The following is a 22,012-nucleotide window of genomic DNA, read 5'->3' on the forward strand; positions in this document are numbered from 1 at the left end:
GCGCTTACCGGGCCTACAGTCCCGTAGGTCGGGTAAGGCGAAGCCGCCACCCGACAATTTTTCCAGATTTAGAAAAGCAAAAAGCCTGCTTTAAAAGCAGGCTTTTCAAATTTGGCTCCTCTGACTGGACTCGAACCAGTGACATACGGATTAACAGTCCGCCGTTCTACCGACTGAACTACAGAGGAATCGTGTGAACGGGGCGCATATTATCGATGCTCCCCGATGATGTCAAAGGCAGAATGCAGATTTCCGTTCGTTTGCCGATTTATTCTCCATTTCGCGCATTTGTCAGGCATTCTTCCGTGGATATTTCCATAACCAACGCCCGCTTACCATGCGCCAGTAGAACAGTGCACCGCGCACGGCCCAGTCCAGGAACATACCCAGCCAGACCCCCACGACGCCCATTCCCAGCATAATCCCCAGCGTATAACCCGCCACGACGCGGCACCCCCACATTCCGAGCATGGATACCCACATGGCAAACCGGGCATCGCGCGCGCCTTTTAAGCCTGCGGGTAACACCCAGGACGCGGCCCAGATCGGCATAAACGCGGCGTTGAGCCAAATAAGGATCTTAACCACCTCTTTAACATCGTTTTCGTGGGTGTAGAACGAGGCCATCAACCCGGCAAAAGGCGCGGTTCCCCAGGCGATCATTGTCAGCCCAATGGTCGATAGCCAGAAGACATGCCGGAGCTGACGCTCCGCCTGCCCTATTTGCCCTTTCCCGAGCCGTTTACCGGTGATGATTGTGGAGGCGGAACCAAGGGCATTGCCCGGCAGGTTAATCAGCGAGGCGATGGAGAAGGCGATAAAGTTACCGGCGATAACATCCGTCCCCATACCGGCCACAAACATCTGCGTGAGCAGCTTGCCGCCGTTGAACAGCACCGACTCAATGCTGGCCGGAATACCGATGCCCATCACTTCCCAGATAATGGCAAAGTTAAACGGCCTGAAATAACTTTTCAGCGTGAGGCGCAACGACGGGGTGATCCCCGTCATCAGCACGCCGATAATCGCTGCCGCGCCAATGTAACGCGAAATAGTCAGGCCAAGGCCAGCACCAACAAACCCCAGACCGTCCCAGGAAAAGACCCCGTAAATCAGTACACTACTGATGATGATGTTCAGGATATTCATCCCGCCGTTGATCAGCAGCGGAATTTTGGTATTGCCCGCCCCGCGTAACGCACCGCTACCAATCAGGGCAATGGCCGCCGCCGGATAGCTTAACACCGTCATTTCCAGGTATGTCAGCGCAAGGTCTTTCACCTCACTGGTCGCCTCGCCTGCGACAATATCAATAATTTCTTTGCCGTAGTAATGGATAACCGCCGCCAGAACGATCGAAAAGAGAGTCATGATCATCAGCGACTGGCGTGCCGCCTCGCGCGCGCGTTTCGGATCAAGTTTCCCCAGACTAAAGGCAACGACGACCGTTGTACCCAGATCGATGGCGGCAAAGAAAGACATCACCACCATGTTAAAGCTGTCCGCCAGCCCTACCCCTGCCATCGCCTCTTTGCCCAACCAACTGACCAGGAATGTACTTAGCACGCCCATCAGCAGTACGCAGGTATTCTCCAGGAAAATAGGCACAGCAAGGGGGGTGATTTCACGCCAGAACAGAACACGATAACTTTTACGTTTTGCATACCAGGGCGTGCGCATGATCGCCTGGCGTAAGGGGGCAGTGACGTTCAAAATGGACCTTAGCGAGAAAAGTTGAAACTCCATTTCAAATGATGGGGGAGAAATGGCTATCCTGCAAAGTATTTTCCACAAAAAGATGTGTGGATTTACAACAAACTGACGACAGAATCAGCAATCAGTCGATTTTCCCTAAGATCAGGTTTGACAAAACTTTTTTCGCCGCTAAGATAAGCCTCCACAACGATTCCTCTGTAGTTCAGTCGGTAGAACGGCGGACTGTTAATCCGTATGTCACTGGTTCGAGTCCAGTCAGAGGAGCCACATTTAGAAAAGCCTGCTTTCGAGCGGGCTTTTTGCTTTTCCGGTGAGGATAAATGGACGCACTGTTTGTTTACGGCACACTACGCCCCGGTCACTCTAACGCGCATATTCTTGAAAACATTGGCGGTGAATGGCTGGCCGGCTTCGTATTCGGTACGTTTTACGAACGCGGCTGGGGCGCTGCAGCGGATTTCCCGGGGATTGTGCTCCACCCGGACGGACCCCGCGTCGAAGGCTATCTGTTTATCTCTGATAACCTTGCCGCACACTGGCAAATGCTGGATGAATTTGAAGACGGCTACGATCGGGTTGAGGTCACGGTGACCATCCTTGAGGGTAAACAGGTTAAGGCCTGGGTTTATCAGCTACAGCCGCGTTCTGCGTAATAAAAAAGGCTCTCTGTCACCAGAGAGCCTTTTTCACAATTAGCAGCGATTACTCGCTTTTTGCTTCAGCGTTTTTGATTTCGCCCATCACTTTCAGCTTCTTGGAGATGTCGCGACGCTCTTTGGACAGCTCAGCGTTTTTGATGATGTAGTCATCAACACGGTCTTCATAGTCGCTCTTCATGCTGGCGATGATGCCCTGAATAGCTTCAACGCTCATACCTGGCTTGATGTAGTCGCTCAGGTTGTCGAGCAGCAGAACACGTTTCTGGTTGTCACGGATCTTCTTCTCAACGTCCTGGATTTCACGCTGCAGTTTGTTTTTGCGGCGGAACAGGCGGACGAATTCCAGAACATCCTGGAACGAAGGCTTGGTAGTTTCCATTTTTACACCCCTGATAATGTGAGATTCGGATTCGTTAAGGCAACCGTTGTAACAATAACCTTACTGACAGCGGCTGCGAATGACAATGGCTATATCGTTTAAAGCTATCATAACCCCAATTGCTGCTGAATCGAAGCAGCAGCCGTCACATACGCCTTTTATTTGCGCAGCGCCCGGCAAATAAGGTGCGATAACAGCTCAAGCTGCCGCGCCAGCTCCATGCTCAGCCAGACGTAGCCATGAATGGGCGTTTCCGCCACGTTATCGCCCTGCCGCTCGTTAATAAGCTGCTTTAGTTCTGCCACGATCTCATTCAGCCGCTCGCTGTTCGCCAGTATCGGCTGCGGATTGCCTTCATAGAGCGCATGGGCAATGGTTAACAGAGTTTGCTGCGTCATCTGCTGCGTTTCTTTGAGCGTATGCGCGTTAAGCATCAACAGGTGACTGGAACGAGAAGCCCAGTGCGCGTTGATCTGCAGCTCAAGCATGCAGACCAGATTGCGGCTGACCGTCTGGATCGCTTCAAAAATCGCTTTCTGGATATGGGTTTCTTTGCTGGCGGGCGCGATCAGCCCGCGCATTTTGACGACATCATTGAGGATCTTCTGCAGGTGTTTTTCCAGTCGTGGCCGCTCAACCAGATTCGGGGAAAAGCCGGCCTGATAGACACGGTTAAAGGCCGTCACGTAATTCGCCATCTGAATACGCCAGTGCAGAAAGGCGCGTTGCGGCCAGATCCCCGTAAACAGCATTGCCAGCAGCGAGCCAAGGACCACATCCCCGCTTCGCCACAGCGCCGTGGTCATATCCCCTGCGGGTGCGCCAACCACCACCGCGAGAGTAATACCAATCAGCAGCGCCTGATACGGCCTTTTGCCCAACGCCAGCCAGCCGCAGAGGAACATGGCTGCACCGCACCATGCCAGCATGACCGGAAAGGAGATCAGCTCCAGTTTCAGGGCGATAAGCCCCAGGGCGGAACCTAAAACGGTTCCGCCAATTCGCTCAAGCGCGCGCGGAACAACGTTGCCCCAAAAGGAGATAGGCCCCATCACGACCACCAGCGTAATCAGCGGCCACGTTCCCTCAGGAACATCCAGCAAGCGAACCAGTACAAACGTCAATACGAACGCCAGCGCGATGCGACACCCATGCACCACGCGGTAATGTTTGTACAACCGAATTTCAAACGGCGTTAATGATTTGTCGGGACGCACACCCGCTCTCCAGCTACACGGCAAATCACAATTGTACTGTGTTTTCAGCCGGGTGGATCGCCCCCGGCTAAAAATCCCACTTTTAACAGGGTTAACCCGCTTTATGCTCTACCGCGACGAACATCTCAATGTCCCAGTAGCCGTCTGCATTACCGTCATTGAGATAGCGTTCGAAGCAGGGTTTTGGGGCAATCTGGTATTTATTGTCCTGCAGTAGGGAGTTAAAGAACTGGTACCACGGGGTCGCAAAGTCGTAATTTTCAACGCGTGCCGTCGCGACCGCATAATCCCCGGCCACAATTTCGGTCATCATCACCCCTTCACTGTTATCGGGAATGATAAAGTCGTCGGGTACCGTGACGGCGGTGTCACAGCGCAGTTTTTCTGCCGGGACCTCATCAGGATTATCGTAGTAAACCGCTACCCACTCCAGCGGCTGAATGTGACGCCCATCCACCCACATGACCAGTTGTTCAAAGCCCTGCTTAACGGTTTTTTCCCACGGCCCAACAAGGTGAAAACCTGCGATTTTACGTTTCTGTTGCTGCTTGATGCTGTAGTCCATGCTGCCTCCGTTTATTACTGTATATTTATACACTATAAAGCAGAATGAATATTATCGGCAAACGAGGAGTGTTTATTATGTGAGCAGACTCGCAACCCTGCCAGTCTGCTCAGAAAGGTTAGATGTTGTGATGCAGATAATCGCTCAGACGGGAGAAAATACCGCCTTTATCAACGCGTTCCAGCGTGACCAGCGGCCAGTGCGCCACCAGCTTATCGCGGTCGTACAGCTGAATTTCACCGACCCGCTGATGGGCGGCAATCGGGGCTTCCAGCTCTTTTGTATCCAGCACGTATTTGGCCTTAATGTTTGGCACCTCCGCTTTTGGCAAGGTTAGCCAGAAATCCTGATCGGTTCCCAGATTTACCTGTTCTTTATAACCGTACCAGATCCGCTCGGTCCCCACTTTTTTACCGCTGTGCAGGATCTGCACCGTATCAAAGTTCTGTTGTCCCCAGTGGAGCAGCTTGCGCGCCTGATCTTCACGCCCCTTCGGGCTGTCTGCGCCCATTACCACGGCGATCAAACGACGTTGACCGTCCACCGCGGAGGCAATCAGGTTAAAGCCCGCGCCGGAGGTATGCCCCGTTTTCAGACCGTCCACGTTCATGGTTTTATCCCACAACAAGCCGTTGCGGTTCTGCTGGGTGATCCCGTTCCAGGTCAGGCTTTTCTCGCTGTACATATGATAAAACTCTGGCTCACCGTGAATGATCGCGCGGGAGAGAACGGCCAGATCGTAAGCGGAGCTGTGCTGCCCAGGCGCATCCAGTCCGTGAACGGTTTCGAAATGGGTGTCGCGCAGGTTCAGCTTTTGCACATAGTCATTCATCATATTCACGAACTGCGGCTGACCGCCCGCGACGTGATCGGCCAGCGCCACGCAGGCATCGTTACCGGAGTCGACAATCAGGCCCCGGCTGAGATCGCGGACGGAAACGCGATCGCCCTCTTTCAGAAACATCAGAGACGATCCGTCAAAGACCGGGTTACCTTTTGCCCACGCGTCGCGCCCAACCGTGACGATGTCATCCGGGCTGATGCGATGGCTGTCGATAGCACGATCGACGACGTAGCCCGTCATCAGCTTGGTCAGGCTTGCCGGATTACGCTGTTGATGTTCATTGCCCGCCGTTAATATCTGACCAGTAGTGTAATCCATCAGCACCCAGGACCCCGCCTGGATGGCAGGGGGTTGCGGGGAGAAATCCAGCGGATCGGCAGCCAGCGCAGATGTGATACTCGAAGCAAGTAAAGAAACAGCAATAAACAGACGGCGTTTCAACGGTATATCCTCAGGTCATTAAAAATCGATGACCTTTTTACGGGAGTTCTGCTGTTGTTACCTGCCTTAATTGCAAAAAAATGTGACAGAGTGCATGTTTTTCTCTGACGCTATCTCGCAAATTTCACGCATGACCGCGCTTTTTATTCGGACTGCTTAGCGCGATCGTTTACCATAGCGTCGTGAATTTTTTACAGGATGATATTACTGGTGTCTGATTCTGCCGCGCGCCCAACTTTTTTGTTCCACGATTACGAAACCTTTGGCACCCATCCGGCGCTGGACAGACCTGCGCAGTTTGCTGCCATCCGTACCGACGACGAATTCAACATCATTGGCGAGCCAGAGGTCTTTTACTGCAGGCCTGCGGATGATTATCTGCCGCAGCCGGGCGCGGTGATGGTTACGGGCATTACGCCGCAGGAAGCACGGGAAAAAGGCGTGAACGAAGCGGAATTTGCCCGCCGCATCCACGATCTGTTTACCGTTCCCAATACCTGCGTGGTCGGTTACAACAACATCCGTTTCGATGATGAAGTGACGCGCAATATCTTCTACCGCAACTTCTACGATCCCTATGCCTGGAGCTGGCAGAACCGTAATTCGCGCTGGGATTTACTCGACATTATGCGCGCATGTTATGCTCTGCGTCCTGAAGGCATTAACTGGCCGGAGAACGAGGACGGGTTACCGAGTTTCAGGCTTGAACACCTGACGCGCGCCAACGGTATCGAGCACAGCAATGCCCACGACGCGATGGCGGACGTCTATGCCACCATTGCCATGGCAAAGCTGGTGAAAACCGCCCAGCCGCGTCTGTTTGGGTATCTGTTGAGTCACCGCAGCAAACAGAAGCTGACTACGCTGATTGATGTACCGCAGATGAAGCCGCTGGTACACATCTCCGGGATGTTCGGTGCCTGGCGCGGCAATACCAGCTGGGTTGCGCCGCTGGCATGGCATCCCGACAACCGTAATGCCGTTATCATGGTGGATTTGGCGGGCGATATCTCCCCGCTGCTGGAACTGGACAGCGATACGCTGCGTGAACGGCTTTACACGCCGAAAAACGAGCTCGGCGATCTCCCTGCCGTACCGGTGAAGCTGGTTCACATCAATAAATGTCCGGTGCTGGCGCAGGCCAATACGCTGCGACCGGAAGATGCTGACAGGCTGGGAATTAACCGTCAGCACTGCCTGGATAACCTGAAGGTGCTGCGCGACAACCCACAGGTACGGGAAAAAGTGGTCGCCATCTTTGCCGAAGCCGAACCTTTCGTGCCGTCTGAAAACGTGGATGCCCAGCTGTATAACGGCTTCTTCAGCGATGCCGATCGCGCGGCGATGAATATCGTCCTGCAAACCGAGCCGCGTAACTTACCGGCGCTGGATATTACCTTTGCAGATAAGCGCATTGAAAAGCTGATGTTTAATTACCGGGCGCGAAACTATCCGGGTACCCTGGACGAAGTGGAGCAGGAACGCTGGCTGCAGCATCGACGTAACGTGTTTACGCCGGAATTCCTGAACAGCTATGCGCAGGAGCTGGAAATGCTTTACGGCCAGTATGAAGGGAATGCTGAGAAACAGGCGCTGCTGAAATCCCTGTTCCAGTATGCGCAAGAGATCGTTTGAGTGACGGGTACAAAAAAGCCGGAGACATTGTCTCCGGCTTTTTTTTCGCCCGGTGGCGCTACGCTTACACGGGCCTACGGGTGTACTGGTCGGGCACCCGACATTATGTTACGCAACGTCTTCGTACTGAGGAACCGGGTTACGGAAGCTCTTCGTAACGCAGGCCAGGTAAACCAGACCAATACCGCCCCAGATCAGACCCAGAACCATTGAGCTCTCTTCCAGGTTAATCCACAGTGCACCCACCGTCAGCGCGCCACACATTGGCAGCACCAGATAGTTGAAGTGATCTTTCAGCGTTTTATTACGCTTCTCGCGGATCCAGAACTGAGAGATTACCGAGAGGTTAACAAAGGTAAACGCCACCAGCGCACCAAAGTTAATCAGCGCTGTTGCGGTCACCAGGTCAAACTTAATGGCCATCAGTGCGATTGCGCCAACCAGCAGTACGTTCCACGCCGGGGTACGCCATTTCGGATGAACGTAGCCGAAGAAACGGGTTGGGAACACACCGTCACGACCCATTACGTACATCAGGCGAGATACACCTGCGTGTGCCGCCATACCGGATGCCAGTACGGTTACGCTGGAGAAGATCAGCACGCCCCACTGGAAGGTTTTCCCTGCAACATACAGCATGATTTCAGGCTGTGATGCGTCCGGCTCTTTAAAGCGAGAGATGTCCGGGAAGTACAGCTGCAGGAAGTAAGAGGCACCGATAAAGATCAGGCCGCCAATCAGCGCGGTCAGGAAAATCGCTCTCGGGATCACGCGCTCGGCGTCTTTGGTCTCTTCAGACAGAGAAGAGATACCGTCGAAGCCCAGGAACGAGAAGCACAGGATGGTCGCACCGGTGATCATCGGCACAACGTGCGCGCCTTCAGACCAGAACGGACGGGTGCTGGCCAGCGTACCTGCGCCTTCACCGTGGGACACGCCGTAAATGATCAAGCCCACGATAACCGCAACGATACCCATCTGCAGAATAACAATCAGGGTGTTGAAGTTAGCCACGGTCTTGATGCTGCGCAGGTTAGAGATGGTCATAAAGGCCACCAGCGCCACCACGAAGATCCACGACGGTACGGAAGGTACCAGCGCTTCGAAGTAAATTTTTGCCAGCAGAATGTTGATCATCGGCATGAACAGGTAGTCCAGCAGAGATGACCAGCCCACCATAAAGCCCACCGCCGGGCTAATGGATTTCTGGGCATAGGTATAGGCAGAGCCTGCAGACGGGAAACGGCGAACCAGTTTTCCGTAGCTCAGCGCTGTAAAGAGAATGGCGACCAGCGCAAAGGCGTACGCCGTTGCAACGTGACCGTCAGTAAGGCCTGATACGATACCGAATGTATCGAACAGCGTCATCGGTTGCATATAGGCAAGGCCCATCATAACAACCGGAATCAACGTAAGCGTTTTACGTAATTCCACGCGAGAGGTGTTTGGAGTTGCGTTATGCGACATAGTTATTCTCCTTTACGGTAATAACCGCCACGTAAGCGAAAAATTGCCCCATTTCTTTCTTCCTCAGCGACAACAACTGTCGGATTTTAGTAAATATCTATCCGGTACGAAGCCCGGCCTCTTGGTTTTTAGTTTCGTTTCGTACATGCAAAAAAAAATAACCGACGCCTTTTATATCGTCGATTATTCATTTGTTTGCAGCGGCGGCATTTTGCCCCACATCAGATACAAAAGGCAATAGTTTGCAACGCACCGGGCAATTTTCTTTTTTCTAACTGGCTGATTTCTCGGCGCTGCCCTGAGAGTAAACTGCGGCGATAGCACTATTTGCTAAAATTTCGTCTCGCCACCAGGCGCTGGCAAGCCCGGCTGTTTGTTCGTTCCAGCCCACCCAAACCGATTCGTTGCTGCTTTGAGCAAGTACCTGTTTTTCAACAAGCGCACCGCTATCAATAAAGCGCTGCGCCAGATAGCGCGGCAAATAACCGCACCCCAGACCGCTTATTTGCAGCTCCAGCTTGGTTTTAAAATCAAACACGGTAATCGCCTCTTGCTCATCAAGCAGCTGCGAAGAGACGCCACATTCAGGCCGGGAGCTGTCGCCCACCACAATGGCACGGTAGTTTTTAATAATACGGCGGTTAATGGGCTCTGGTTCATTCGCCAGCGGATGATGGGGCGCGACGGCAAAAATTTGTTCCAGGATACCCAGCCGCGCAAAGCCAAAATCGCTCAACTGAGGGGGCTCATGCAGTGCCCCAACGATGATATCCGCCCTGCCCCGCGTCAGGGCATCCCAGGAGCCGCCCAGCACACCATTAATGAAGATTAACCGGGTCACGCTGTGGCGCTGATAGAACGCTTCGATCAGCGGCGTCAGGAGAGAAAAGGGAAAGGTATCATCCACGCCGATCACCAGTTCGTTTTCCCAGCCCTGATGAAGTTTGATGGCCTGTTTTTCCAGCTCGCGAACCGTATGGAGAACGTCACGCCCCTTTTCCAGCAGCATCTGTCCGGTTCGCGTAAAACGCGCGCGATGTCCGGAGCGATCCAGCAGCTCAATGTTCAGATCGCTTTCAAGTTTATGCACGGTATAGCTGAGCGCCGAAGGCGTTTTATAAAGCTTCGCTGACGCCGCGGCGAAGCTTCCCTCTTTTTCCAGAGCATCCAGAATAATAAGAACATCCAGCAGCGGTTTCATCTTCGCCCCCTTACGGTGTGCGATCGTCTCCGCTGATGGCATTATTCCATGGGCATCACCAGCGGATCGGGATACTGATACTCAAATCCCAGTTCATGACAAATACGATTGCCATCAACAATTTTGCCTTTCCCTTCCCCTTTCGCATCGCCAAAGACTGGCGGAGCCAGACCCAATTGACGAGCCATCAGCGGATAGAAGGTACTTCTCGATGGATGAGAGGGTGCACATATATTATAGATGTGCCCACCCTTCGGAGCCTGTAATAGCAGCTCAATGGCCCCAATAACGTCCTCAAGATGCACGAGGTTGACGCCATGTTGTCCATCCGGAGCCGATTTTCCGGCAAAAAACCGTCCGGGATGGCGTCCCGGCCCCACCAGCCCGGCCAGACGCAGGATATCTACCTGAGTGCCCGGCAGGTTATGCAGCCAGTCTTCCAGATCTTTCAGCACGCGGCCACTCGCGGTTACCGGTTGACGTTCACTGTTTTCCTTCACCGTCCCCTCAACGTCACCGTAGACTGAGGTGGAACTGGTGAAAATGATGCGCGGGATGTGATGCGCCAGCGCGCTGTCGACAATCTCCTGCATCGCCTGCAGATAAAAAGACTCTCCCGGCCCGCTGCGACGGGCAGGTAAAGTGATAACCAGCGCATCGACATCCATCAACGCATCCAGATCGTCAGCATCACAAACCAGTTCGGGCTCAAGGCGCAGCTCAACGCCCTCGATGCCACACATGCGTGCGGCTTCTACCCCATCCGACGTGGTTTTGCTCCCGGTCACCTGCCAGCCTTTCGCGGCTAATGACATCGCCAGCGGCATTCCTAACCATCCTAAACCGACAATTGCGACCTTTTTCATGAAAACTCTCCGCTTACACATGCTTGTATTAAGGCTACGCCAGCCCGGCAGAACACACAATTCATAGCATCAATATGAAATGAATTAATGATCACAAAAAGCCCTTGCAATCTGCCGGGCAAGTGGTTTAGGTTAAAAGACATCAGATGCATAAGCATTCAACGAGAATTTATATGACACGCGTTCCATTTAAAAACCACCATCATCACCATCATCCTGACTAGTCTTTCAGGCGATGTGTGCTGGAAGACGTTTGGATCTTCCAGTGGTGCGCGAACGCAAGAGAAAGCCCCCGGAAGATCATCTTCCGGGGGCTTTTTTTTGGACCGCATTCAGACAGGTTAAAACAGGTTAACGAGGAATAAAGAATGTTAGATAACTCACGTTTACGCATAGCTATTCAAAAATCAGGCCGTTTGAGTGACGATTCACGCGAACTGCTGGCCCGCTGCGGGATTAAAATCAACCTGCACACCCAGCGCCTGATTGCCCTGGCGGAAAATATGCCTATCGATATTCTGCGCGTGCGTGATGACGATATTCCTGGCCTGGTGATGGACGGCGTCGTTGATCTCGGCATCATCGGTGAAAACGTGCTGGAAGAAGAGCTGCTGACCCGCCGCGCGCAGGGCGAAGACCCGCGTTACTTCACCCTGCGTCGTCTGGACTTCGGCGGCTGCCGCCTGTCGCTGGCTACACCGGTCGATGAAGCGTGGGACGGCCCGGCCGCGCTGAACGGCAAACGTATCGCCACCTCCTACCCTCACCTGTTAAAGCGTTACCTCGATCAGAAAGGCGTGCAGTTTAAATCCTGCCTGCTGAACGGCTCTGTTGAAGTGGCACCCCGTGCGGGTCTGGCTGACGCCATTTGTGACCTGGTCTCTACCGGCGCGACGCTGGAAGCGAACGGTCTGCGCGAAGTGGAAGTTATCTACCGCTCCAAAGCCTGCCTGATTCAGCGCGACGGCGACATGGCCGATGCCAAGCAGCAGCTCATCGACAAACTGCTGACCCGTATTCAGGGCGTGATTCAGGCGCGTGAATCCAAATACATCATGATGCACGCGCCGACCGAGCGCCTGGACGAAGTGATTGCCCTGCTGCCGGGTGCTGAGCGTCCAACCATTCTGCCGCTGGCAGGCGATCAGCAGCGCGTGGCGATGCACATGGTGAGCAGCGAAACCCTGTTCTGGGAAACCATGGAAAAGCTGAAAGCGCTGGGCGCGAGCTCTATTCTGGTGCTGCCAATTGAGAAGATGATGGAGTAATGGCCATGAGCTTTAACACAATCATCGACTGGAATACCTGTAGCGACGCACAACAGCGTGAGCTGCTGATGCGTCCGGCAATTTCCGCGTCGGAAAGCATTACCCGTACCGTGGCCGAGATCCTCAATAACGTCAAAACCCGTGGCGACGACGCGCTGCGTGAATACAGCGCGAAGTTTGATAAAACCGAGGTTGGCGCGCTAAAGGTTACCGAACAAGAAATCGCGGAGGCGGAAAGCCGTCTCGGCGACGAGATCAAACAGGCGATGGCCGTCGCGGTGAAAAACATTGATACCTTCCACACCGCGCAGAAATTACAGACCGTTGATGTGGAAACCCTGCCCGGCGTACGCTGCCAGCAGGTGACGCGCCCGGTTGCGTCGGTCGGCCTTTATATCCCTGGCGGCTCTGCCCCGCTGTTTTCAACCGTACTCATGCTGGCGACCCCGGCGCGTATCGCCGGGTGTCAGAAAGTGGTGCTCTGCTCGCCACCGCCGATTGCCGACGAGATCCTTTACGCTGCGAAGCTGTGCGGCGTGCAGGAGGTGTTTAACGTGGGCGGTGCGCAGGCAATTTCCGCGCTGGCCTTTGGCACCGAGTCCATCCCGAAGGTTGACAAGATTTTTGGCCCGGGCAATGCCTTTGTGACCGAAGCCAAGCGCCAGGTCAGCCAGCGTCTGGACGGCGCGGCAATTGACATGCCAGCCGGTCCGTCTGAAGTGCTGGTGATCGCTGACAGCGGCGCAACGCCGGACTTCGTGGCGTCCGACCTGCTTTCTCAGGCCGAGCACGGTCCGGACTCGCAGGTCATCCTGCTGACGCCGGACGCCGATATGGCGAAACGCGTGGGTGAAGCCGTTGAGCGTCAGCTTGCGGACCTGCCGCGTGCTGAAACGGCTCGCCAGGCGTTGTCCGCCAGCCGCCTGATCGTGGCGCGCGATCTCGACCAGTGTATTGCCATCTCTAATCAGTACGGTCCCGAGCACCTGATCATTCAGACCCGCAGCGCGCGCGACCTGGTCGACAGCATCACCAGCGCGGGCTCGGTGTTCCTCGGCGACTGGTCACCGGAGTCCGCCGGCGATTACGCCTCCGGCACTAACCACGTGCTGCCCACGTACGGCTATACCTCCACCTGCTCAAGCCTCGGGCTGGCCGACTTCCAGAAACGGATGACCGTGCAGGAACTCTCCCGCGAGGGGTTTGCATCACTGGCTTCCACCATTGAAACCCTGGCCGCCGCCGAGCGCCTGACCGCCCACAAAAACGCCGTGACGCTGCGCGTTGCCGCCCTGAAGGAGCAAGCATGAACATTGAAGAATTAGCCCGCGAAAATGTCCGTCGACTGACTCCGTATCAGTCTGCCCGTCGCCTGGGCGGTAACGGTGATGTCTGGCTGAACGCCAACGAATTCCCGACGGCGGTGCAGTTCGAGCTGTCGCAGCAAACGCTGAACCGCTACCCGGAGTGCCAGCCGAAAGCGGTTATCGAAAACTACGCCCGGTACGCGGGCGTGAAGCCGGAGCAGGTGCTGGTTAGCCGCGGCGCGGATGAAGGTATTGAACTGCTGATCCGCGCGTTCTGCGAGCCCGGTAAAGATGCGGTGATGTACTGTCAGCCCACCTACGGCATGTACAGCGTCAGCGCGGAAACCTTCGGCGTGGCGTGCCGCAACGTGCTGTCCCTGGAAGACTGGCAACTCGATCTGCAGGGCATCGCCGACAACCTCGACGGCGTGAAGGTGGTTTTCGTCTGCAGCCCGAATAACCCGACCGGCCAGATTATCAACCCGCAGGATATTCGTACCCTGCTGGAACTGACCCGCGGCAAGGCGCTGGTGGTGGCGGATGAAGCCTATATTGAATTCTGCCCGCAGGCGACGCTGGCAGGCTGGATTGAAGAGTACCCGCACCTGGTCGTGCTGCGTACGCTGTCGAAGGCTTTCGCCCTTGCGGGCCTGCGCTGCGGCTTTACGCTGGCCAATAAAGAGGTCATCGACCTGCTGATGAAAGTTATTGCGCCTTACCCGCTCTCCACGCCGGTTGCCGACATTGCCGCACAGGCGCTGGCGCCGCAGGGTATCAACGCCATGCGTGAACGCGTGGCACAAATTCTGGAAGAGCGTCAGTACCTGGTGACGGCCCTGAAAACGATCCCCTGCGTAGAGCAGGTGTTTGACTCTGAAACCAACTACATTCTGGTGCGCTTTACTGCCTCAAGCTCCGTATTTAAATCTTTATGGGATCAAGGCATTATCTTACGAGACCAAAATAAACAACCATCCTTAAGCGGCTGCCTGCGTATTACCGTTGGCACCCGTGCAGAGAGCCAGCGCGTAATTGACGCCCTGAAAGCGGAGAAAGTATGAGTCAGAAGTATCTCTTTATCGATCGTGACGGCACCCTCATTTCGGAGCCACCTACCGATTTTCAGGTCGATCGTTTCGACAAGCTGGCTTTTGAACCCGACGTAATCCCGGTTCTGCTCAAACTGCAGAAGGCTGGCTTTAAGCTGGTGATGATCACCAATCAGGACGGGCTGGGTACGAACAGCTTCCCGCAGGCCGACTTCGACGGCCCGCATAACCTGATGATGCAGATCCTCACCTCGCAGGGCGTGGTGTTTGATGAAGTGCTGATTTGCCCGCACCTGCCAGCCGACGAGTGCGACTGCCGTAAACCGAAAGTGAAGCTGGTTGAGCGTTATCTGGCGGAAGAAGCGCTCGATAAAGCCAACAGCTATGTGATTGGCGATCGCGCCACCGACATCACCCTCGCCGAAAACATGGGCATCGCGGGCCTGCGTTACAGCAGCAGCGATCTCAACTGGGCGAAGATTGGCGAACAGCTGACCAAACGCGACCGTTACTCACACGTTGAGCGCAACACCAAAGAGACGCAGATTGATGTGAAAGTCTGGCTGGACCGTGAAGGCGGCAGCAAGATCCACACCGGCGTCGGATTCTTCGACCACATGCTGGACCAGATTGCGACCCACGGCGGTTTCCGCATGGAAATTACGGTAAAAGGCGACCTTTACATCGACGATCACCACACCGTGGAAGACACCGGCCTGGCGCTGGGCGAAGCCCTGAAGCTGGCGCTCGGTGACAAACGCGGCATCAACCGTTTCGGCTTCGTCCTGCCGATGGACGAGTGCCTGGCACGCTGCGCCATGGACATCTCCGGTCGCCCGCACCTGGAATATAAAGCCGATTTCACCTACCAGCGCGTGGGCGATCTCAGCACCGAAATGGTGGAGCACTTCTTCCGTTCGCTCACCTACACTATGGGCCTGACGCTGCACCTGAAAACCAAAGGCAAGAACGATCACCACCGCGTGGAGAGCCTGTTCAAAGCCTTTGGCCGTACGCTGCGCCAGGCGATCCGCGTTGAAGGTGACGCCCTTCCCTCGTCGAAAGGAGTGTTGTAATGAACGTGGTGATTCTGGATACCGGATGCGCCAACCTGAACTCCGTGAAGTCGGCGATTGTCCGCCACGGCTACGAGCCGGTGGTGAGCCGTGACCCGGACGTGGTGCTGCGCGCCGACAAACTCTTTTTACCGGGCGTGGGCACCGCGCAGGCGGCAATGGATCAGATTCGCGAACGCGAGCTGGTCGATCTGATCAAAGCCTGTACCCAACCGGTGCTCGGCATTTGCCTGGGTATGCAGATCCTGGGCCGCCGCAGCGAAGAGAGCAACGGCGTGGACCTGCTGGGCATCATTGATGAAGACGTGCCGAAAATGACCGACCACGGTTTACCGCTGCCGCACATGGGCTGGAACCGCGTTTACGCCAAAGCGGGCGACCGGCTGTTTCGAGGCATCGAAGACGGCGCGTATTTTTACTTCGTGCACAGCTACGCCATGCCGGTAAACGCGAACACCATTGCCCAGTGCAACTACGGCGAGGCGTTTACCGCAGCGGTACAGAAAGATAATTTTTACGGCGTGCAGTTTCACCCGGAACGCTCTGGTGCCGCGGGCGCGCAGCTGCTGAAAAACTTCCTGGAGATGTGATGATTATTCCCGCTTTAGATTTAATTGACGGCACGGTTGTTCGTCTCCACCAGGGCGATTACGGCCAGCAGCGCGACTACGGTAACGACCCGCTGCCGCGCCTGCAGGACTATGCGGCGCAGGGCGCTGAAGTGCTGCACCTGGTCGACCTGACCGGTGCGAAAGATCCGGCTAAACGCCAGATCCCTCTGCTCAAAAAGCTGGTTGCTGGGGTGAATGTCCCTGTGCAGGTTGGCGGCGGCGTGCGTACGGAAGACGATGTTGCCGCCTTGCTGGACGCGGGCGTGGCGCGCGTGGTGGTCGGTTCTACCGCCGTTAAAGATCCTGATACGGTGAAGGGCTGGTTCCGCCGCTTTGGCGCCGATGCGCTGGTGCTGGCGCTGGACGTGCGAATTGATGAACAGGGTAACAAGCAGGTTGCCGTCAGCGGCTGGCAGGAAAACTCTGGCGTAACGCTGGAAGAGCTGGTCGATATTTATCTTCCCGTTGGTCTGAAGCACGTGCTGTGCACGGATATCTCCCGCGATGGCACGCTGGCTGGCTCTAACGTTTCGCTGTACGAAGAGGTCTGCGCGCGTTATCCGCAGGTAGCGTTCCAGTCTTCTGGCGGTATCGGTGATATCGGCGACGTGGCTGCGCTTCGCGGTACCGGTGTGCAGGGCGTGATTGTGGGACGGGCCTTACTGGAAGGCAAATTTACGGTGACGGAGGCGATTCAATGCTGGCAAAACGGATAATCCCTTGCCTGGACGTACGTGACGGCCAGGTGGTGAAAGGCGTGCAGTTCCGCAACCACGAGATCATTGGCGACATCGTCCCGCTGGCTAAACGCTATGCCGATGAAGGCGCGGACGAACTGGTATTTTACGATATCACCGCCTCCAGCGATGGACGCGTGGTCGACAAAAGCTGGGTCGCACGCGTGGCAGAAGTGATCGACATCCCGTTCTGCGTGGCGGGCGGGATTAAATCCGCTGACGACGCGGCCAAAATTCTGTCGTTTGGCGCGGACAAGATTTCGATTAACTCCCCTGCTCTGGCGGATCCGGAACTCATCACCCGCCTGGCCGATCGCTTTGGCGTGCAGTGTATTGTGGTCGGCATCGACACCTGGTTTGACGATGCCACCGGCAAGTACCACGTTAACCAGTACACCGGCGATGAAAGCCGCACCCGCGTCACCCAGTGGGAGACGCTGGACTGGGTGCAGGAAGTGCAGAAGCGCGGCGCGGGCGAGATTGTTCTGAACATGATGAACCAGGACGGCGTGCGTAACGGCTATGACCTTGAGCAGCTGAAAAAAGTGCGAGCAGTGTGCCATGTGCCGCTGATCGCCTCCGGCGGCGCGGGCACCATGGAACATTTCCTTGAAGCCTTCCGCGACGCGAATGTGGACGGCGCGCTGGCCGCGTCCGTGTTCCACAAACAAATTATCAATATTGGTGAGTTAAAAACGTACCTGGCCGACCAGGGCGTGGAGATCAGGGTATGTTAACAGAGCAACAACAGGCGCAGCTGGACTGGGAAAAGACTGACGGATTATTGCCGGTAGTTGTACAGCATGCCGTTTCAGGTGAGGTGCTGATGCTGGGGTATATGAACCAGGACGCGCTGGCAAAAACGCTCGACAGCGGTAAGGTCACCTTTTTCTCACGCACCAAACAGCGCCTGTGGACCAAAGGGGAAACCTCGGGCCATTTCCTGAACGTGGTCAGCATTACCCCTGACTGCGATAACGATACCCTGCTGGTGCTGGCAAACCCAATTGGGCCAACGTGCCACAAAGGAACCAGCAGCTGCTTTGGTGAGGCGAGCCACCAGTGGCTGTTCCTTTACCAGCTTGAGCAGCTTCTGGCTGAACGTAAAACGGCTGACCCAACCAGTTCATATACCGCGAAGCTGTACGCCAGCGGAACCAAGCGCATTGCGCAGAAGGTGGGCGAAGAAGGCGTCGAGACGGCGCTGGCGGCGACGGTGCATGACCGGGAAGAGCTGACTAACGAGGCGTCGGATTTGATGTACCACCTGCTGGTGCTGCTGCAGGATCAGGAGCTGGACTTAACGGCGGTGATTGAGAACTTACGTAAGCGTCATAAATAAAAAAAGACCGGGGAAACCCGGTCTTTTTTTGTCTGCGAATCAGGCTTTTGGCTTGTAGTTGCGCAGCGCGTTGCGGCCCAGAACCACACCCGAACCGATAATCCCGCCCAGCAGTACGGCAAGGATCAGGGTGATGGCTTTTTTCGGGCTATCGCGACGGATAGGTAAATTCGGTTTCATCACATAACGGTAAACGTGAATGGTGTCCGGGTTCACATTCAGGTTCTGGATGTCCAGTAAGTTTTGTTTGGTCTGGTAGTAAGCGCCAGAGAAAACCAGTGGACGAGACGCTTCGTTATCAATCATTGACTTCAGCGCTTCGCTTCCCAGCAGGAACATGGTTTCCTGGGTTACATCCTGAGTTTGCTGAATCTGAGGCGTCGTGATTTTTGCCGCTTCTGCGTTTTTCAGGGCCTCGGTGATCTGTTTGATACGCAGATCTTTTTGCTCCTGAGACACTTTCTCCTGGTTTTCCAGGGAGTCGTTCAGCGTGGTGATCTGTTGCTTGATGTTGTCTCTGAGGTCGAGAGTCAACTCTTTTGCGGTTTGCTCGTCAACCTGCTGGATGTACTGCGCCAGCTGCTTTTGAGCCGCTTCGGCGGATTCACCCTGATAGGTGACGGTTAAAGGCAATGCCTGTCCTTTAACCGTAGAATCGATGGTCAGCTTCTCTGAAATCTCCTGGTTTTCCAGCGCCTGAGCTAAAGCTGAAAACGAAGAGTTGAAGCGGCCAATGGCACGGTTCTGAATATCGAGCATTGACGGTGCAGCACCACCGTAAAGGATATTCAGTGCATTTGCGTAAGTCGCAATCTGAGCCGCATCGGGCTGGGCAATGATAGCAGATGAGGTCCATTTCTCTTTTGCTACCGTAATATATACGCCTGCTAATACGATAAAGACAGCGATAAACGCCCCAATTACCCACTTTCCACGCCACAGTTGCAGCACTAAATCAAGTAAATCAATTTGCTCCGGGTCAGTACTGCGAGTGACCAGGCTATTGTTGTTTTGTGTCATACAATCCCTAACAGATGAAAAGGGCAAAAAAAAATTATGTTTACGTAGTTTATCTGTTGCTGGGGATTTTTCTATAGGAATTCGATGAGTTATATCGGAAAGATGGGTTATGTAACTTATGCGCTACGCGCTATCATAGACAAATTCTGATGCCTCAGGCATCAACAAGAACGAAGCGTTAACGAGGAAAGATATGAAATTTTTGGTAACGGGCGCAGCAGGCTTTATCGGTTCACATGTCAGCAAGCGACTACTGGACGCTGGCCATCAGGTCATCGGCATTGATAATCTGAATGACTATTATGATCCGAACCTAAAGCTGGCACGTCTGGATCTGCTCAACGCCGATAATTTCACCTTCCACAAGCTGGATTTGGCCGACCGTGAAGGTATGGCCGCGCTTTTCGCCAACGAGAAATTTGACCGTGTGATCCACCTGGCCGCTCAAGCTGGCGTACGCTACTCGCTGGAAAACCCGCACGCCTATGCAGATGCTAACCTGGTTGGCCATCTCAACGTGCTGGAAGGCTGCCGCCATAACAAGGTTCAGCACCTCCTGTATGCCTCTTCCAGCTCCGTTTACGGGCTGAACCGTAAGATGCCGTTCTCAACTGACGACTCAGTGGATCACCCGGTTTCACTGTATGCGGCGACCAAAAAAGCCAATGAGCTGATGTCGCACACTTACTCGCATCTCTACAATCTGCCGACGACCGGGCTTCGCTTCTTTACGGTGTACGGTCCGTGGGGACGCCCGGACATGGCGCTGTTCAAGTTCACCAAAGCGATGATTGAAGGCAAGAGTATCGATGTCTACAACTACGGCAAGATGAAGCGTGACTTCACCTACATTGATGATATCGCTGAAGCGATCATCCGCCTGCAGGATGTGATCCCTCAGGCTGATGCGAACTGGACCGTCGAGACCGGTTCACCAGCGACCAGTTCCGCACCGTATCGCGTCTACAACATCGGTAACAGCTCGCCTGTCGAGCTGATGGATTACATTACCGCGCTGGAAGATGCGTTAGGTAAAAAGGCAGAGAAAAACATGATGCCCATCCAGCCCGGTGACGTACTGGAAACCAGCGCCGATACGAAGGCGTTATATGACGTGATTGGTTTTAAACCGCAGACCTCGGTAAAAGATGGAGTGAAAAACTTTGTCGACTGGTACCGTAATTTCTATAAGGTTTAATACAAAAAACCCGGCGCATGAGCCGGGTTTTTTATGTGCGGTAGACGGGTGATTAGTCGCTACCAAACAGATCGCGGGTATAAACCTTATCCGCCACGTCTGCCAGCTCTTCCGCCATACGGTTCGAGATAATCACATCCGCTTCTTTCTTGAAAGCGTCCAGATCGCGGACCACGCGGGAGTGGAAGAACTCGTCTTCCTGCATCGCGGGTTCATAGATAATGACCTGCACGCCTTTCGCCTTAATACGCTTCATAATCCCCTGAATGGAAGATGCGCGGAAGTTATCAGAGCCGCTCTTCATGATCAGACGATAGACGCCCACCACTTTCGGCTGACGCGCAAGGATAGAATCAGAGATGAAGTCTTTACGCGTGCGGTTGGCATCCACAATCGCAGAAATCAGGTTGTTTGGCACCGCCTGATAGTTTGCCAGCAGCTGCTTGGTATCTTTTGGCAGGCAGTAACCGCCGTAGCCAAACGACGGGTTGTTGTAATGGTTACCGATACGCGGGTCGAGGCACACGCCTTCGATGATCTGGCGGGTGTTCAGGCCCAGACTCTCTGCATAGCTGTCCAGCTCGTTGAAGTAGGCCACGCGCATTGCCAGATAGGTATTGGCGAAGAGCTTGATCGCCTCGGCTTCGGTGGAGTCAGTGAACAGTACCGGAATATCTTTCTTGATTGCGCCTTCCTGCAGCAGTGCGGCGAAGCGCTCCGCACGCTCAGAGCGCTCACCGATCACGATACGGGATGGGTGCAGGTTATCGTATAACGCCCTGCCCTCGCGCAGAAACTCTGGCGAGAAGAAGACATTATCAATACCCAACTCTTCTTTAATCGATTTGGTGAAGCCTACCGGAATGGTCGATTTGATGATCATCACCGCTTTTGGGTTGATTGCGATAACGTCTTTGATCACCGCTTCCACGGTTGAGGTGTTGAAGTAGTTAGTTTTAGGGTCGTAATCCGTTGGTGTGGCGATGATGACGAAATCTGCGTCGCGGTAGGCGTCTTCTTTGTCCGTCGTCGCGCGGAAATTCAGCGGCTTATTTGAAAGATAATCCTGGATCTCTTTGTCGACGATCGGAGATTTCTTTTGGTTAAGCATATCCACTTTGGCCTGTACAATATCCAGCGCGACCACTTCATGGTTCTGCGCAATCAGGATACCGTTTGAAAGGCCAACATAGCCTGTTCCGGAAATGGTTATTTTCATTCGTTTGGCTTCTTCAGTATGAGTTTCTGGTGACATTCAAACAGTCACCACAATGATTAACTGGTGGTTTTTTATCGCTAACGCTATTTCACTGTCAAGGTTATCCCTGGGCGGACAGACGCACTTCCCCCTGACTGGAGGTTGCCTGAACAGGGCTCGAAGCGCCTTTCTTCCAGCAACATTGCGCTTTTTCAC

Annotated in this window: 23 protein-coding genes, 2 tRNA genes and 1 other annotated feature; of the genes, 13 read left to right on the plus strand and 12 right to left on the minus strand. The window is 54.5% G+C overall.

The window, feature by feature from the left end:
• Positions 1-112 precede the first annotated feature (112 nt).
• A tRNA-Asn gene (locus N2K86_RS14060) sits at positions 113-188 on the minus strand.
• 103 nt (positions 189-291) lie between these two features.
• Positions 292-1,746 carry a multidrug efflux MATE transporter EmmdR gene (gene emmdR, locus N2K86_RS14065; protein WP_120157882.1) on the minus strand — a complete coding sequence of 485 codons (1,455 nt, stop codon included), beginning with the start codon at positions 1,744-1,746 and terminating at the stop codon, positions 292-294.
• 161 nt (positions 1,747-1,907) lie between these two features.
• Between emmdR and N2K86_RS14070 the strand changes: the two genes are divergently transcribed.
• Both N2K86_RS14070 and N2K86_RS14075 read left to right on the plus strand, forming a co-directional pair.
• A tRNA-Asn gene (locus tag N2K86_RS14070) sits at positions 1,908-1,983 on the plus strand.
• Positions 1,984-2,036: 53 nt separating this feature from the next.
• Positions 2,037-2,369 carry a gamma-glutamylcyclotransferase family protein gene (locus N2K86_RS14075; RefSeq protein ID WP_260659000.1) on the plus strand — a complete coding sequence of 111 codons (333 nt, stop codon included), beginning with the start codon at positions 2,037-2,039 and terminating at the stop codon, positions 2,367-2,369.
• A gap of 49 nt (positions 2,370-2,418) precedes the next feature.
• Here N2K86_RS14075 and N2K86_RS14080 read toward each other — a convergent pair whose 3' ends face one another.
• From N2K86_RS14080 to dacD, 4 genes are all read right to left on the minus strand, one after another.
• Positions 2,419-2,754 carry a DUF496 family protein gene (locus N2K86_RS14080; protein WP_010432067.1) on the minus strand — a complete coding sequence of 112 codons (336 nt, stop codon included), beginning with the start codon at positions 2,752-2,754 and terminating at the stop codon, positions 2,419-2,421.
• A gap of 158 nt (positions 2,755-2,912) precedes the next feature.
• Entirely contained in the window at positions 2,913-3,971 is a 1,059-nt protein-coding gene (locus tag N2K86_RS14085; protein WP_260659001.1) for an FUSC family protein, read from the minus strand.
• Positions 3,972-4,062: 91 nt separating this feature from the next.
• Positions 4,063-4,536: a DNA gyrase inhibitor SbmC gene (gene sbmC / locus N2K86_RS14090; RefSeq protein WP_010432063.1), complete on the minus strand. Its 474-nt coding sequence runs from the start codon at positions 4,534-4,536 to the stop codon at positions 4,063-4,065.
• A 118-nt stretch (positions 4,537-4,654) separates the two neighbouring features.
• Complete coding sequence (gene dacD / locus N2K86_RS14095) at positions 4,655-5,827, minus strand: serine-type D-Ala-D-Ala carboxypeptidase DacD (RefSeq protein WP_260661693.1); 1,173 nt, start codon at positions 5,825-5,827, stop codon at positions 4,655-4,657.
• Between the two features lie 192 nt (positions 5,828-6,019).
• Between dacD and sbcB the strand changes: the two genes are divergently transcribed.
• The gene (gene sbcB, locus N2K86_RS14100) at positions 6,020-7,456 is read left to right on the plus strand and encodes an exodeoxyribonuclease I (RefSeq protein ID WP_407065238.1); all 1,437 of its coding nucleotides are present in this window, start codon (positions 6,020-6,022) and stop codon (positions 7,454-7,456) included.
• Between the two features lie 108 nt (positions 7,457-7,564).
• Here sbcB and N2K86_RS14105 read toward each other — a convergent pair whose 3' ends face one another.
• From N2K86_RS14105 to N2K86_RS14120, 4 genes are all read right to left on the minus strand, one after another.
• On the minus strand, positions 7,565-8,923 hold the full coding sequence (locus N2K86_RS14105; RefSeq protein WP_260659002.1) for an APC family permease: 1,359 nt from the start codon (positions 8,921-8,923) through the stop codon (positions 7,565-7,567).
• A complete protein-coding gene (gene yoeI, locus N2K86_RS14110; RefSeq protein WP_099458931.1) occupies positions 8,913-8,975 on the minus strand; it encodes a membrane protein YoeI in 63 nt (20 codons plus the stop codon). The genes N2K86_RS14105 and yoeI overlap by 11 nt, the downstream gene beginning before the upstream one ends.
• Before the next feature lie 219 nt (positions 8,976-9,194).
• On the minus strand, positions 9,195-10,124 hold the full coding sequence (locus tag N2K86_RS14115) for a LysR substrate-binding domain-containing protein (protein ID WP_260659003.1): 930 nt from the start codon (positions 10,122-10,124) through the stop codon (positions 9,195-9,197).
• Between the two features lie 41 nt (positions 10,125-10,165).
• The gene (locus tag N2K86_RS14120) at positions 10,166-10,990 is read right to left on the minus strand and encodes an SDR family oxidoreductase (protein ID WP_260659004.1); all 825 of its coding nucleotides are present in this window, start codon (positions 10,988-10,990) and stop codon (positions 10,166-10,168) included.
• A 173-nt stretch (positions 10,991-11,163) separates the two neighbouring features.
• Between N2K86_RS14120 and hisL the strand changes: the two genes are divergently transcribed.
• The 9 genes from hisL (at position 11,164) to hisIE (ending at position 18,380) form a co-directional block, all read left to right on the plus strand.
• The gene (gene hisL, locus N2K86_RS14125) at positions 11,164-11,214 is read left to right on the plus strand and encodes a his operon leader peptide (RefSeq protein ID WP_099516347.1); all 51 of its coding nucleotides are present in this window, start codon (positions 11,164-11,166) and stop codon (positions 11,212-11,214) included.
• Positions 11,190-11,313 (plus strand) — a sequence feature (His leader region). Its footprint overlaps the gene before it by 25 nt.
• Before the next feature lie 45 nt (positions 11,314-11,358).
• Positions 11,359-12,258, plus strand: coding sequence for an ATP phosphoribosyltransferase (gene hisG, locus N2K86_RS14130; protein WP_028018500.1), 900 nt, complete (start codon positions 11,359-11,361; stop codon positions 12,256-12,258).
• Between the two features lie 5 nt (positions 12,259-12,263).
• Positions 12,264-13,568, plus strand: a complete 1,305-nt coding sequence (gene hisD, locus N2K86_RS14135) for a histidinol dehydrogenase (protein ID WP_260659005.1) — start codon at positions 12,264-12,266, stop codon at positions 13,566-13,568.
• Positions 13,565-14,626: a histidinol-phosphate transaminase gene (gene hisC / locus N2K86_RS14140; RefSeq protein WP_260659006.1), complete on the plus strand. Its 1,062-nt coding sequence runs from the start codon at positions 13,565-13,567 to the stop codon at positions 14,624-14,626. Before hisD ends, hisC begins: the two co-directional genes overlap by 4 nt.
• The gene (hisB, locus tag N2K86_RS14145; RefSeq protein ID WP_260659007.1) at positions 14,623-15,690 is read left to right on the plus strand and encodes a bifunctional histidinol-phosphatase/imidazoleglycerol-phosphate dehydratase HisB; all 1,068 of its coding nucleotides are present in this window, start codon (positions 14,623-14,625) and stop codon (positions 15,688-15,690) included. The genes hisC and hisB overlap by 4 nt, the downstream gene beginning before the upstream one ends.
• Positions 15,690-16,280, plus strand: coding sequence for an imidazole glycerol phosphate synthase subunit HisH (gene hisH / locus N2K86_RS14150; RefSeq protein WP_260659008.1), 591 nt, complete (start codon positions 15,690-15,692; stop codon positions 16,278-16,280). Before hisB ends, hisH begins: the two co-directional genes overlap by 1 nt.
• Entirely contained in the window at positions 16,280-17,017 is a 738-nt protein-coding gene (gene hisA, locus N2K86_RS14155; RefSeq protein ID WP_260659009.1) for a 1-(5-phosphoribosyl)-5-[(5-phosphoribosylamino)methylideneamino]imidazole-4-carboxamide isomerase, read from the plus strand. The genes hisH and hisA overlap by 1 nt, the downstream gene beginning before the upstream one ends.
• On the plus strand, positions 16,999-17,775 hold the full coding sequence (hisF, locus tag N2K86_RS14160; RefSeq protein WP_260659010.1) for an imidazole glycerol phosphate synthase subunit HisF: 777 nt from the start codon (positions 16,999-17,001) through the stop codon (positions 17,773-17,775). Before hisA ends, hisF begins: the two co-directional genes overlap by 19 nt.
• Entirely contained in the window at positions 17,769-18,380 is a 612-nt protein-coding gene (hisIE, locus tag N2K86_RS14165) for a bifunctional phosphoribosyl-AMP cyclohydrolase/phosphoribosyl-ATP diphosphatase HisIE (protein ID WP_260659011.1), read from the plus strand. The genes hisF and hisIE overlap by 7 nt, the downstream gene beginning before the upstream one ends.
• 39 nt (positions 18,381-18,419) lie before the next feature.
• Here the strand turns inward: hisIE and wzzB are convergent, their stop codons facing one another.
• Positions 18,420-19,400: an LPS O-antigen chain length determinant protein WzzB gene (gene wzzB / locus N2K86_RS14170; protein WP_260659012.1), complete on the minus strand. Its 981-nt coding sequence runs from the start codon at positions 19,398-19,400 to the stop codon at positions 18,420-18,422.
• Between the two features lie 193 nt (positions 19,401-19,593).
• On the opposite strand from wzzB, the gene N2K86_RS14175 reads away from it, so the two are divergent.
• Positions 19,594-20,598, plus strand: coding sequence for an NAD-dependent epimerase (locus N2K86_RS14175; RefSeq protein WP_260659013.1), 1,005 nt, complete (start codon positions 19,594-19,596; stop codon positions 20,596-20,598).
• Positions 20,599-20,650: 52 nt separating this feature from the next.
• On the opposite strand, the gene ugd is transcribed toward N2K86_RS14175, so the two are convergent.
• Entirely contained in the window at positions 20,651-21,817 is a 1,167-nt protein-coding gene (gene ugd, locus N2K86_RS14180) for a UDP-glucose 6-dehydrogenase (protein WP_216357561.1), read from the minus strand.
• Positions 21,818-22,012: the final 195 nt, after the last annotated feature.

Origin of the sequence: Enterobacter mori, from assembly GCF_025244905.1 — a bacterium.
GTDB classification, from domain to species: domain Bacteria; phylum Pseudomonadota; class Gammaproteobacteria; order Enterobacterales; family Enterobacteriaceae; genus Enterobacter; species Enterobacter mori_A.